Below are 12,651 nucleotides of genomic sequence, written 5' to 3' on the forward strand. Positions count from 1 at the left end.
TCATTGTCCCAAAAATAGGACTTAGTTCTTACTTATTATAAATTATGGTTATACAAAAAGTCAACTAAAAAATCGAACAAACTTTCTATTACAAAAGATAAGTCCCATTTATAGCCCTCTGAATATTTCCTAAGTCTAAAAATTCCTTTATATTTACAAATCCTTTTTCTGTCATCATAGCTTTTACATCATCAAACTGATTTTCACCAAGTTCAAAACTCAGCATACCACCGATTTTTAGCTTACTGCTGTATTTTGACACAATAGCCTTATAAAAGTCAAGACCTGTTACTCCACCTTCAAGTGCCATAGTAGGTTCACTTTTTACTTCTTCTTGCAAGGTTAACATATCTTCTTGTTTAATATATGGTGGGTTACTGATGATTAAGTCAAAGTAACCATCTTCAAAGTCTTTGTAAAGTAAATTCAAATCACCTTTATGCAAAATAATATTGCAATTATGGAATTTGATATTTTTCTCTAAATATACAATTGCTTTTTCTGACAATTCCAAAGCATGAACTTCACTACCGGGAAACATTTTCTTTAATGTAATAGGAATTATACCACTGCCTGAACATAAGTCTAAAATCTTTGGACTGTCTATATTACGCAAATAAGGGATGACACTACTTACCACAACTTCTGTGTCGTCCCTTGGAATCAGCACACCCTCACCTATAAAGTAGTCGTTGCCCATAAAGGACCACTTACCAAGTATATACTGTAAAGGATAGCCGTTTTGTCGTTTATTTAAGATTTCAAAAATTTCTTTTTCTTGTTCCTTTGAAACCTCTTTTTTTGAATTAAGGATTTGACCCATTGAGTCAAATCCTGTAACCATTTCAATAATACTTTTACTTTCTTCACTGTTAAGTTCTGAAGAAAGTTTATTTTTCATTTCAGCTAAAATCATTTGATAATATCACTACCGTCATCAGGAATAACATCTTTAATAGCCTCAATAGCAACTTCAATCATACTATCGTCAGGTTCTTTAGTTGTAATTCTCTGAGCCCACATACCCGGAGCTGAAATAATGTGGGTAATTGTGTTGTCGTATCTGCCACAAACCTTAATAAGTTCATAACCGATACCACAAGTAATAGGAATAAGTAAAATCTTAATAACAGGTCTAAGCCAATTGATACCAAAAGGTGCAACCGGTACAAAAAGACCGATTAAGATACCCAGAATAAGCATAATTACAAGGAAACTTGTACCACATCTTGGGTGGAAACGCTTATGCTTTCTAACATTTTCTACAGTTAATTCTTCATCATTTTCGTAACAGAAAATTGTTTTATGTTCTGCACCATGGTACATAAACACTCTCTTCATTTCCTGCATACGGCTACAAATAACAATGTAACCTAAGAACAATACAATCTTTAGCACACCTTCAAAAACTGACTTAAACAGTCTGCTTTCACCAACATCTGCTACCTTACAAACAAGGTCATATAAAAATGACGGTACAAAGAAGAACAATGCAACTGCAAAGGCAACACCGATAATTGATGCAAAAACCATTAAGATTTTTACCAGCTTATCACCGAATTTATCATCAAGCCACTTTTCAAACTTTGATGGTTCTTCCTCTTCAATTTCACCGGCCTCAATAGCCTTATCGGCAGAAATCATCAAACTTTTATAGCTTAATCTCATTGAGTCAACAAGACCACAAATACCACGAATTAGGGGTAATCTACAGAATTTATGTTTCTGAGTTAAGCCTGTAAAGGAAATATCCTCAGTATAAATATCGTCTTTACCCATTCTAACTGCAACAGTAGTTTTCTTAGGTCCACGCATCATAATACCTTCAATTAGGGCTGAACCACCGATTGAAGTAATTTTCTTAGTTTTTTCTCGAGACATTAATTTTCTCCCTTATCTTCCTTACTTTGACTTTCGTCATAAACAGGAATAGAAATTTTCACAGTAGTTCCCACACCGATACCACTTTCAATATCAAGTGTACCACCATGCATTTGTACAATTTCATCGGCAACAGCAAGACCGATACCACTGCCACCAACATTCTGATTAGCTTTATAGAACTTATCCTTAACCTTTGGCAAATCTTCCGGTGCAATACCACAACCGGTATCGGAAATAAGCACCTCGATGTTAGTTTCTTTATTAAGAATTTGTACTATAACATTACCACCCTCAGGTGTATATTTTAGAGCATTGTCTATAATATTCAAGAATACTTGTCTTAGTCTGTTCTTGTCACCCATAACAGGTGGGAATGGCTCAATGGGAGAATCGAACATAAGGTGCTTTCTCTCTTGAATTGACCGTTCCTTTAGCATATAAACTGCCTCATCAAGTTCAGCAACTAAGTCGATTTTCTCAGTCATCAGTTTCATTCTGCCACTTTGGATACGGCTAATATCAAGCAGTTCTTCAACAATACTTGTAAGTCTGCCTGACTCCTTAAGGATAATAGTCATACCTTTCTTAAAAGTACCTTGGTCAATATCTGTACCGGTAAGTAGCATTGTTTCTGACCAACCCTTAATGGCAGTTAGTGGAGTTCTCAGTTCGTGACTGACTCTACTGATAAAGTCATTCTTCAGTTGTTCGGTTTGCTTAAGTTCATGAGCCATATAGTTTATAGACTCAGCAAGGTCACCGATTTCATCATCATATTTACTTGTAATTTTTGTTGTTTCAAAGTCACCTGACGCAATGTTCCTTGCAGTCTGGGACATTTCCTTGATAGGACCAACAATAGAGCGAACAAAGAACCTACCGGATATAAGTACGGCAAAAATAATTATTGCACCAATCAGTGAAAAAATTACTATGTAAGCAATAATAGTAAAGTTAATGTCACTTAAAGAAGTAACATATCTGATAGCACCAAGAACTGTACCGTCTTGGCTGGTAATAATCTTAGTACCGGCAAAAACCTTTTCACCGGAAGTAAGTGTACTTCTGCATACTGCATAGCCGTTTGGACTTTTTAGTGCTTCATCAAAGTCAGGCATTTCTTCCTTTTCGTCAGGTAAGAAACCTGTAGAAGTAAGAGTTACTCTGCCAACTGAATTAAGTGACTGTAGTTCAAGTTGCTTTTTATCCGGAAAATCCTCAATATACTGTTGAGCAGTTGTAAGAAAATCTGTTGTTGTATCGGAATCAACTTCATCAAAAACCTTAGTCAGTTCGTTACATCTAACAGAAATAGACTGTTCAACACTGTTGTAGTAGTAAGCCCTAATCATAAAGGAAAGACACAGCACAATAGCTACAATAATAAGTGCAACAACACTTAGTATGTTAAGTAGCCATCTCTTTGTAATACCACTTGTCATAATTTCTCCTACCTATATGATTTTTAAGCGTCCCACTTGTAACCAAGACCCCAAACAGTAACAATGTACTTAGGGTTTGATGGTTCATCCTCTACTTTCATTCTTAACCTACGAATGTTAACATCAACAATCTTTTCTTCACCAACATACTGTTCACCCCAAACATGATTTAGAATATCTGTTCTGTCAAGGGCAGTACCAGGTTTGCTAAAGAAGTATTCCATAATTTGGAATTCAACCTGAGTAAGTTCAATAATAGTACCGTTCTTTGTTAGTGAACGGTTTCTTAAGTTAAGAGTAAAGATACCACTCTTTAGTTCTTCCTTAAAGTTGTTTTCACTGTTAGCCTCAGACATTACAACTCTTCTGTAAAGTGAGTCAACTCTTGCAGTTAGTTCTGATGGTGAAAATGGCTTTGTAATATAGTCATCAGCACCAAGCATCAGACCTGTTACCTTATCCATTTCTTGAGTTCTTGCTGACAACATAATAATACCGATACCACTGTTCATATTACGAAGTTCCTTACAAACCTGTAAACCGTCAATACCCGGCATCATAATATCAAGAATAGCAACATCAAAGTCACCGTTAAATTCATCATACTTTTGAAGTGCTTCTTCACCGTTAGTAGCTTCTGTTACTTCATAACCTGCTCTTGTAAGGTTAATAACCACAAAATCACGAATTGCGTCTTCGTCTTCACATACTAAAATCTTTTTCATTGTGTTTACCTCCGAAAAATTTATATAAAAATTCTTTTACTTTAAGTTAGATGCCTCTGTTGGAGAAATAGCAATTGACTCACTATCTTCCTTAGGTACAAAAATATTTGTAGCATTCTCTTTAGTAAATTTATATGGGATGTTCTTGTCAATCTTGTATCCGTAAGAATACTGACCAACATCCCCTATCTTTGTATATCCTTGTTTTGAACCAACATTAGTCCAATCCTTAGTTAAGGTAGAAATATATGTTACCATATTTTTACCTAAAGATTGTTTCTTAGTCTTTCTGTCTGTAACTACTTGACGGAAAGTAAGTACAGATGAGTCACTGTTAAAGTAAGCAGTGTAGTTATTTATCCATTCATTAGGAATATTAATTGAATAACCGTAGTTATCATTAATAATTACTGTACTTTTTGTTTTTGCAGAATTACCGTTGTTGTCGTAATTACACCAAGAAGTTTCGTAAGAAACATTACTGTTCCCCAAATTTTCAAGAACAGGTAATTTCTTAACAACAGGTATTTCCATAATACCGTCATTATCTATATCTTCACAAGTAGTTGTTGTACTTCTCTGTGTTGAAAGTCTGCCTCTGTTTGCCTTTTTGTAAATAGGATTTTCCAGTCTTTTAGTCTTTTGATTATAGAAAAGCACCTGAGTGTTGTAGTCATTTGATGAAGTTATACCATCAACAAAAACTCCAACTTCCTTTGTACTTAACATACCTAAACTGCAAGAAACAAATTTGCCAACATCTGCATCCATATCAACGCTCATTGAAGAAACAGAGTTGTCACTGTCAATAGTAACAAGCTTACCGTTAGCAGGAATATCTGTTGCGGTAAGGCTCATTGTCATAATCTCACTTTTAGAATTATCAATAAAGTTACCTGTTACAAGACTTGTATAGGTTTCTCCTGTATTGATTTCTTTCATTTCTTTCTTGCCATTCATATAACAGTAAAGGTTGTTCTGATTTACAGTATATGTATTCCAACCAACTATAATATCAGTTAAACCGTCACCGTTTAAATCACTAAACTCCAGACAATCAATATCATTGTTCTTGTTTGTAAAGTCACTGACAATCTTCCACTTTTCATCTTCTGTTTCATCAATCACATACATATGAGTTGTTGCATCGGTGGTGTCGGGTTTAACAGTTAAGAAAACAACTGCCTCCTCAATCTCATCACCGTCAAGGTCATACATAGTAATTGCACTGCGATTGTTGCCACTTTTTGGGTAATCAAGAACATAATTATCCCCTGCATTTTCTTCGATTACTTCTTGAATCTCAGCCTTAGTGCCTGTTGCTTTAGGTGGATGCATCATACTGTCCATTGAGGTAAACCCGGGGAAACTACAACCACTTGACATTGCAACTGAGGCAATCAGCCCTAGCAGAAGAAAGAATTTAGTCTTTTTCTTCATATATATTCTTCCTTACTTTTTAACAGCAGTCAAATACTTAATCTTTATACCTTCATCAGAAAACATTTTTTCATGTTCTGTCATAGGACCACCATCAATATCACTATTATGTAGGTCATATGTAATCTCTGTAATTTCAAAGTTACATTCCTTAAAGTACTCAATGCTTTCTTCAAAAAGTTCATCATCATCGGTTTTAAAGTGAATTTCACCATTATCAGGTAGAAACTCTCTATACTGAACTAACTTTCTAGGGAAAGTTAATCTTCTTTTCTTATGTTTTTCTCTAGGCCAAGGGTTACAGAAGTTAATGTACATTCTTTCAATGTTATCTTCTGAGGAGAAAGTGTCACCGATTTGCTCACAGTTTTTCTGTACAAGTACAAGATTAGTTACTTCCTGTTCACCAAAGATTTTTACAACATTTCTTCTTGCAACACCAAGCATATCTTCCTTAATATCAACTGCAATATAGTTAATATCAGGGTGGTTCTTTGCCATAGTACCGGCAAATGTACCTTTGCCACAACCAACTTCAAGGTGAATAGGCTGTTCTTTCTTGAACCAACTCATCCATTTACCTTTGTATTGGTCAGGTTCTTTAGTATAAAAAGGACATTCTGCCAGTTCCGGAGCTGCCCACTTCTTCTTTCTTATTCTCATAAATATAAAAATTTCCTTTTGTAATATAGTGTTTCAAAATATTAATAAAGTTTTTACTATAATATAACTTTTGTCAGTTTATTTGACAATAAGGTAACAATATGTAGTTACCATTACATCATTATAACAGATTATATTGGTGTTTGCAATTAATATTTACAAAAAAATAGCAAAGGTATTATATACTATTTATATGGTTTATTTCTCCGACAAATTCCCCTTATATAATAGAAAAGAAAAAGTTTTATTTTGTCGTAATTTCTGTTATAATAGTAGAAAGAGATTTTAAATGATTGGTACAAAATGGAGATTAAGGCTTACGAAAAATTACCAAAAGAAGCAAAGGATATTCGCAAAGAGGTTTTTGTTGATGAACAAGGCTTTAAAAATGAATTTGACGATATTGACAATACTGCAATTCATTTAGTTTGTTATGACAATGAAAAACCTATTGGTACTGCCAGAATCTTTTATGATGAAGAACTAAAGAGTTATCACTTTGGCAGAATTGCAGTTATTAAAAGTTACAGAGGCAAGGGAATCGGCAGAGAGTTGCTTAACTTTGCTGAGAAAATTGTTAAAGAAAATGGTGGTTCTTCCCTATCACTTTCAGCACAAGAAAGAGTTTCAGGCTTTTACCTAAAGCAAGGTTACGAAAAACAAGGTGAACCTTATCTTGATGAATATTGCCCCCACATATTTATGACAAAAAATCTATAAACATAAGCAGCACCACTACTCAATGAGTAATGGTGCTATTTTAATACAGAAATTTCTTATACAAGTCAGGTCGTCTGTCTTTATTTGTATTTAGTTTTTCCCTATATTCAGCAACATCATTGTTAATATTTACAACTAACAAATCTTGAATGTTACTGACACATTTAATAACTTCACCAAAAGGATTAATTGCCATTGTGTCACCACTATAATATGTATCGTCATGTACACCAACACAATTTATCCCCAGTACATAACATTCTGTTTCAATTGCTCTTGCCTTTAAAAGAGTTTTCCAGTGTACACTTCTACTTCTTGGCCAATTAGCAGGTACAACAATAATGTCGCTGTCCTTTCTAACTGCTTGGAAAATTTCAGGAAAACGAAGGTCATAACAAATAAAGGTTGAAAAGTTCATACCGTTGATTTTGTACTTTGTAATCTCACTGCCACCAACAAAATGTTCACTTTCATATCCGGCAGAAAATGGGTGAATCTTAGCATAATCGCTGATAACTTCACCACTACTGTCAACTACTGCATAGTGGTTTTCACACTTACTGCCTAAATCTTTTACATAACCAAAACCAACTGCAATGTTATTTTCCTTTGCAAGAGGCTTTATATATTCAATAGTTTCATCATTTTTTTCTTTACTGACATTTATATTCATAGTAAAACCGGTAAAGCTCATTTCAGGAAAGAAGATAACTTCACAACCTAATCCAGAAGCCTCACTGATTTTCTTCTTAGCTACAACATAATTTTCTTTCTTGTTGCACCAATCAATATCACTTTGAAAGAGAGCAATTTTCATAATATCACCTCAAGAAAATTATAACCTATTATATTAGTATATGCAATTATTCTACATTTTATTTCTTACTTTTCCAAGAATATTCACCTATTTACCATTTACACAATTAAACTTTTGTGATATTCTCTAAATAAGGATGGTTATATTATGAAACATGGACAAACTAAAAAGAAAAGAAAAACAAAGAAGAAAAATAATAAGTCAAAAAAGACTTTAATAATTGTTATTGTTTCTATTCTACTGGCTATTTGTCTATTCCTAGGTGGTGGCTTTGTCACTTGGAAATTCTTTATTAAACAAGAAGATAACAGCAAAGCACATAGTCAAGTTTCTACAGACTCAGTTGGTACTAATGAGAAAATTGCTATTCGTACAGAGGCAGGACAAGACCCTGTATACATAAATGCAATTCCGGGAATGGCAAGAAATCCTTATGATGATAATAACTTTTACACCAACAAAAACGGATTTATAGAATATAAACACGATGGCAAAAATATTTCAACAGTAGGCATTGATGTTAGCTATGCTCAAGGTGATATTGATTGGGCTAAGGTTAAGAAAGCCGGTGTTGACTTTGCTATGATTCGTTGTGGTGGCAGAGGTTACGGCACTAAGGGTATCCTATATACTGATGAAAAGTTCAAGCAGAATATTGAAGGTGCTACAAGTGCAGGTATCAAGGTTGGTGTGTATTTCTACAGTCAAGCTATTACAGCTAAAGAGGCCAAGGAAGAAGCAGACTACACACTAAAGCTGATTAAGGACTACAACATTCAGTACCCTGTGGCATATGACTGGGAACATTACGAAAATGAAGAAGCCAGAACTGATGAACTGGACAGAGAAACATTGACAAATTGTGCAAAGGCATATTGCAGTGAAATAGAAAAGTCAGGTTACACACCTGTTATCTATGCAAACAGAAGTTTACTGTACTACGAATATGACCTTGCAAAAATTAACAATTATGAAGTATGGCTTGCATCATATGAAGATTTGCCTGATTACTACTATGAATTTGGTATGTGGCAATATTCTACTGATGGCACAATAAACGGCATTGAGGGTACAGTTGACCTTAATGTTTGTATGTACAAATATTGATTGGAGATTATTATGGAGAGAATTACATCTTTTTCTGTTGACCACAACAAACTTGAACCGGGAGTATATATTTCAAGAATTGACGGTGATATTACAACATATGACCTAAGATTTATTAAGCCAAACACTCCACCATTTCTTGACATTAATGCAATGCACACTATTGAACATTTATTCGCAACATATGCAAGAAACGGTAAACTAAAGGACAATGTAATCTACTTTGGACCTATGGGTTGTTGCACAGGTTTCTACCTACTAATGAGAGATACAAGCAACGAAGATGCACTTGCTTACATTAAAGAAGTAATGAAAGATTGTATGAATCATCAGGGTAAAATCCCCGGTACAGACAAAATTGAATGTGGCAACTACCTTGCACATGATGCTGAAAAAGCACATAATTCCCTAGTAGAATATTACAATGTAATAAAGGACTTAACCACAGAGAACTTATACTATTAACATAACTTGACAAGTTTTATGGTGCAATCTAAACAAAAATAATACCCAACTCCTTATATTGTATTGATATAGTTACAAACATCTATCAAAGTTGTTGCAAAATTGTAACAGTTTGTTATAATTAATACTGTTGTTTGTTACAAAATCGTTACAAATGAGGAGTTTTTTATTTGAGTACTAAGTTTATTAGCGTAAACGGATATGAAAAAATTGAGCGAATAAAAGGAAGTAAAAAAGTTCGTAAACAATTAGCAGTAAAAACAAGTGAGAAGAAAACAAAGAGAATGGACAACATTTTATCTATGCTTTACTACATAGTAGTTGTACCGGCAACATTCTTCTCAGGAATAGTAAAGCTCATTACACCTTCTAAGAAAAACAAAAGAAAGAGTTTTTCAAGAAAGAAATTTATGTATAACAAGGTAGCCCCTACTTTAGCAATTATTTTACTTGTATTAACAGTTGGCTACTGGACAAACTGGATTGACTTCGGTCTAAATGTTCAACTTGACGGACAAACAGTTGCTTCAGTTTCAGACTCAGGTGTAATCCAACATGCAAAAGAAATTACAAATGATAAATTAAATAAAGACACAGATGCTTCTTTCACACCTGTATATCAAATCGGTGTTGTAAATCAGAATGAAACTTCCAGCAATGCACAGACAGTTTCAAATGCAATGGTAGAAACAGATACAAGTGTTACAGATGATGTAGCAGGTCTTTATGTAAATGATGAACTAATCGGTGTTTGTTCTTCAGCAACAGACTTACAGAATAAGCTTGATGAAATCATTAACAAAGCTAAGAAAAAATATAAAGATAACACAGAAATCAGCTTCTACAACGAAGTTAAAGTTGAAAGTGGTATTTTCAACAGCAACTCAGTTGAGGACACAGAGTCATTAATCAAGAAAGCTGAAAAGAAAGAACTACTACAGGTTCTAGTTAAAGCTGACCAAGTAGTAACAGAAAATCTACCATATTCAACAAAAGTTAAATATGACAAAAGCAAAGATTCTTCTTACAAAAAGGTAATCAAAAAAGGTGTTACCGGTAAGCAAGAAACAACATACAAGGTTTCTTTCCTAGACGGTGTACAGATTGATGCAGCAATTATGAATGTAAAAACTGTAAAGAAATCAAGTGACCAGGTTATTGTAAAGGGTAACGGAAAGAAAAAAGCAAATGTAAGCAACAAGGGCTTTATGTGGCCTGCTCCATCAGTACATTCAATCTCATCAAGCTACGGCTACAGAGAAGGTGGAGAGTTCCACACAGGTCTTGATATAGCTGACGGTAACTGCTATGGTGCAACAGTTGTAGCATCAAAGTCAGGTACAGTAGAATGGGCAGGTTATGACGACAGTGGTTACGGTAACTATGTTATTATCAATCATGGTGACGGTTACAAAACACTATATGGTCACTGTTCTTCTGTAAGTGTTAGCCAAGGTCAAAAGGTAACACAGGGACAGACAATTGCAGCTATCGGTTCAACAGGTCAGTCAACAGGTAATCACCTACACTTTGAAGTTAGAACAGGTGATGAACGCTCAGACAGACAGAACCCACTAAACTATGTTTCATATTGATAACAAGTAAAAAACTCTATATATCTAAAAAAGTCACTCTGGTAAAACGGGGTGACTTTTTTATTTGTGTTATTGCACAAAAGCAATTAACCATTTTCATAACATCCTACAAAATTGCATCTTTGTTCAAAATTTATTAATAATTATACACAATTTATCCACAATCAGTGTTATAATTGTTTCAATTATGCGAAAGGGAATATTTAATATGAAGAAAAACATTTTTTCAAAAGCAATGACGATGGTACTTCTCATATGCATATTGTTCTCGTTAGTTGCTTGTTCCGATGATGGAGAATATATTACTCAAGGAACAAACCTTGTTGAAGAACAAACAAAGAACAATAATGTTGTAACCATCTACACCTATGTTGACCCTGACAATAAAGATTTACATTATGACCAAGACACTAAATTCTACTATCCCCTACTTGATATGGTACATATGTACAACAACTATTGCAGTCTTAACAATATGGGTGACTATGCAGTAAGTGTTGTAAAGTTCTCCTCAAGAGACAGAATGATACAACAAATGTCAACAGAAATAATGGCAGGCAGTGGTCCTGATATTATTATTCTTGATAATGAACTGCCAATCTCAAAGCTGATAAATCAAGGTGCTTTTGCCGATATGAACACACTTTTAAAGAATGATAAAAGTGAAAGAAAAATCAACCTTGATGATTATGACAAAACACTTATGGATACAGGTGTTTTTAAGGGCAAAAGATATATGATGCCTATGCTGATTGAACCTGATATTTATATTTCAAATTCAGCTTTATTTAATGACTATGACCTTGCTACCAACACAAGGCTAACCTATAGCAACATTAACGAAAAGCTAAAGAAGTTTGCTAACAATAGCAACAACCTTAGCTTAACAGATAGCTATTCAAGTTCAAAAGAAATTATCTTGCAGTACATTAATGACAACATTAACAAAGAGGACTACACAACTAATTTTGAAAGTAAGAAATTCAAAAGTACTATTCAGTCCCTTAAAAAATTAGTAAAGAAATCTATTACAGATACTAAAACCACCAAAGACCTAAGCAAAAGTGAGTGTTTACTTTCTAAGGGTACTACTGATGAAGAAACAGGTATCTACACACCATATAACTTTAGCTTATCTCATATGTCAAGTTTAAGTACAGATACATTTTCTTATGACAAAATATCTGATGAACAGTTACAAAAATACGCTGAAGAATATTATTCAACCTATGGTTATGACCATGGCAAAAGTCAGAAAGAAAATGAAAAGCTATTTTACGATTTTGTATATGGAAAAGAAGAATCTTCCTTTACCGATATGGTAAGCAATTCAATCCAAACAACCTTTATCAGTGGCATTACAGAAAAAGAAAATCAGTCAAGAGCTACTATCAGTTGTGGATTTATGATAAACAACAACAGTAACAAAAAAGAAAAAGCCTTTGAATTTATCAAATACTCTTTAGGTGAAAGAATGCAAAGATTCATTACCTTTGATTCAAACTATGGTGATACATACAATGTTACAGTTAACAAAGATGCACTAAATAATTCTATAAGTAGTTTTGTTTATGGTGGTGCTGACTTTGATGAAATGAAAGAACAACAAAGTTTTATGGATAAGTATGCATCCTACATTAACAGTATCAACACCTATGAAATCAGAGACGGTTACTACAATGACAAGGTAATCGGTTCATTGGTTGATGATTATTTGCAAGACAAAATCTCTATTGACAACTTTATTGCAAACCTAAACAGTAAAACAAAAATCTATTTATATGAATAAGGTG

The 12,651-nt window shown here is 33.9% G+C and carries 12 protein-coding genes; 5 read left to right on the top strand and 7 right to left on the bottom strand.

The genetic code is table 11. The features are described from left to right. Positions 1 to 88: 88 nt before the first annotated feature. Genes prmC through trmB form a run of 6 tightly spaced genes read right to left on the bottom strand, consistent with a single transcriptional unit; the run spans position 89 to position 6,154 of the window. Complete coding sequence (prmC, locus tag E5Z56_RS03490; protein WP_138156545.1) at positions 89 to 916, bottom strand: peptide chain release factor N(5)-glutamine methyltransferase; 828 nt, start codon at positions 914 to 916, stop codon at positions 89 to 91. Then, on the bottom strand, positions 913 to 1,881 hold the full coding sequence (locus E5Z56_RS03495) for a DUF1385 domain-containing protein (RefSeq protein WP_138156546.1): 969 nt from the start codon (positions 1,879 to 1,881) through the stop codon (positions 913 to 915). Before E5Z56_RS03495 ends, prmC begins: the two co-directional genes overlap by 4 nt. After that, entirely contained in the window at positions 1,881 to 3,326 is a 1,446-nt protein-coding gene (locus tag E5Z56_RS03500) for a sensor histidine kinase (protein WP_232842477.1), read from the bottom strand. Before E5Z56_RS03500 ends, E5Z56_RS03495 begins: the two co-directional genes overlap by 1 nt. Positions 3,327 to 3,349: 23 nt before the next feature. After that, a complete protein-coding gene (locus E5Z56_RS03505; RefSeq protein ID WP_022504870.1) occupies positions 3,350 to 4,051 on the bottom strand; it encodes a response regulator transcription factor in 702 nt (233 codons plus the stop codon). 36 nt (positions 4,052 to 4,087) lie between these two features. Further along, positions 4,088 to 5,491, bottom strand: a complete 1,404-nt coding sequence (locus tag E5Z56_RS03510) for an FG-GAP repeat protein (RefSeq protein ID WP_138156548.1) — start codon at positions 5,489 to 5,491, stop codon at positions 4,088 to 4,090. A 12-nt stretch (positions 5,492 to 5,503) separates the two neighbouring features. Beyond that, positions 5,504 to 6,154 (bottom strand): tRNA (guanosine(46)-N7)-methyltransferase TrmB, encoded by a 651-nt coding sequence (trmB, locus tag E5Z56_RS03515; RefSeq protein ID WP_138156549.1) that lies wholly within the window; start codon positions 6,152 to 6,154, stop codon positions 5,504 to 5,506. A gap of 303 nt (positions 6,155 to 6,457) precedes the next feature. Between trmB and E5Z56_RS03520 the strand changes: the two genes are divergently transcribed. Further along, positions 6,458 to 6,874, top strand: coding sequence for a GNAT family N-acetyltransferase (locus tag E5Z56_RS03520; protein ID WP_138156550.1), 417 nt, complete (start codon positions 6,458 to 6,460; stop codon positions 6,872 to 6,874). 40 nt (positions 6,875 to 6,914) lie between these two features. Here E5Z56_RS03520 and E5Z56_RS03525 read toward each other — a convergent pair whose 3' ends face one another. Beyond that, entirely contained in the window at positions 6,915 to 7,691 is a 777-nt protein-coding gene (locus E5Z56_RS03525; RefSeq protein ID WP_138156551.1) for a nitrilase-related carbon-nitrogen hydrolase, read from the bottom strand. Positions 7,692 to 7,838: 147 nt separating this feature from the next. Here E5Z56_RS03525 and E5Z56_RS03530 point away from each other — a divergent pair, with 147 nt between their 5' ends. The 4 genes from E5Z56_RS03530 to E5Z56_RS03545 all read left to right on the top strand — a co-directional run bounded on the left by E5Z56_RS03530 (position 7,839) and on the right by E5Z56_RS03545 (position 12,647). Continuing rightward, positions 7,839 to 8,798 (top strand): glycoside hydrolase family 25 protein, encoded by a 960-nt coding sequence (locus tag E5Z56_RS03530; RefSeq protein ID WP_138156552.1) that lies wholly within the window; start codon positions 7,839 to 7,841, stop codon positions 8,796 to 8,798. 12 nt (positions 8,799 to 8,810) lie between these two features. Next, positions 8,811 to 9,263, top strand: a complete 453-nt coding sequence (locus tag E5Z56_RS03535; protein WP_138156553.1) for an S-ribosylhomocysteine lyase — start codon at positions 8,811 to 8,813, stop codon at positions 9,261 to 9,263. 170 nt (positions 9,264 to 9,433) lie between these two features. Beyond that, positions 9,434 to 10,858 carry a peptidoglycan DD-metalloendopeptidase family protein gene (locus E5Z56_RS03540; protein WP_138156554.1) on the top strand — a complete coding sequence of 475 codons (1,425 nt, stop codon included), beginning with the start codon at positions 9,434 to 9,436 and terminating at the stop codon, positions 10,856 to 10,858. A gap of 208 nt (positions 10,859 to 11,066) precedes the next feature. After that, on the top strand, positions 11,067 to 12,647 hold the full coding sequence (locus E5Z56_RS03545; protein WP_175405363.1) for an ABC transporter substrate-binding protein: 1,581 nt from the start codon (positions 11,067 to 11,069) through the stop codon (positions 12,645 to 12,647). Positions 12,648 to 12,651 lie beyond the last annotated feature (4 nt).

Origin of the sequence: Ruminococcus bovis (genome assembly GCF_005601135.1) — a bacterium.
Taxonomy (GTDB): domain Bacteria; phylum Bacillota; class Clostridia; order Oscillospirales; family Acutalibacteraceae; genus Ruminococcoides; species Ruminococcoides bovis.

Coding starts and splice junctions, on each gene's coding strand:
- prmC (WP_138156545.1), bottom strand. CDS start 916: ATGATTTTAGCTGAAATGAAAAATAAACTTTCTTCAGAACTTAACAGT.
- E5Z56_RS03495 (WP_138156546.1), bottom strand. CDS start 1,881: ATGTCTCGAGAAAAAACTAAGAAAATTACTTCAATCGGTGGTTCAGCC.
- E5Z56_RS03500 (WP_232842477.1), bottom strand. CDS start 3,326: ATGACAAGTGGTATTACAAAGAGATGGCTACTTAACATACTAAGTGTT.
- E5Z56_RS03505 (WP_022504870.1), bottom strand. CDS start 4,051: ATGAAAAAGATTTTAGTATGTGAAGACGAAGACGCAATTCGTGATTTT.
- E5Z56_RS03510 (WP_138156548.1), bottom strand. CDS start 5,491: ATGAAGAAAAAGACTAAATTCTTTCTTCTGCTAGGGCTGATTGCCTCA.
- trmB (WP_138156549.1), bottom strand. CDS start 6,154: ATGAGAATAAGAAAGAAGAAGTGGGCAGCTCCGGAACTGGCAGAATGT.
- E5Z56_RS03520 (WP_138156550.1), top strand. CDS start 6,458: ATGGAGATTAAGGCTTACGAAAAATTACCAAAAGAAGCAAAGGATATT.
- E5Z56_RS03525 (WP_138156551.1), bottom strand. CDS start 7,691: ATGAAAATTGCTCTCTTTCAAAGTGATATTGATTGGTGCAACAAGAAA.
- E5Z56_RS03530 (WP_138156552.1), top strand. CDS start 7,839: ATGAAACATGGACAAACTAAAAAGAAAAGAAAAACAAAGAAGAAAAAT.
- E5Z56_RS03535 (WP_138156553.1), top strand. CDS start 8,811: ATGGAGAGAATTACATCTTTTTCTGTTGACCACAACAAACTTGAACCG.
- E5Z56_RS03545 (WP_175405363.1), top strand. CDS start 11,067: ATGAAGAAAAACATTTTTTCAAAAGCAATGACGATGGTACTTCTCATA.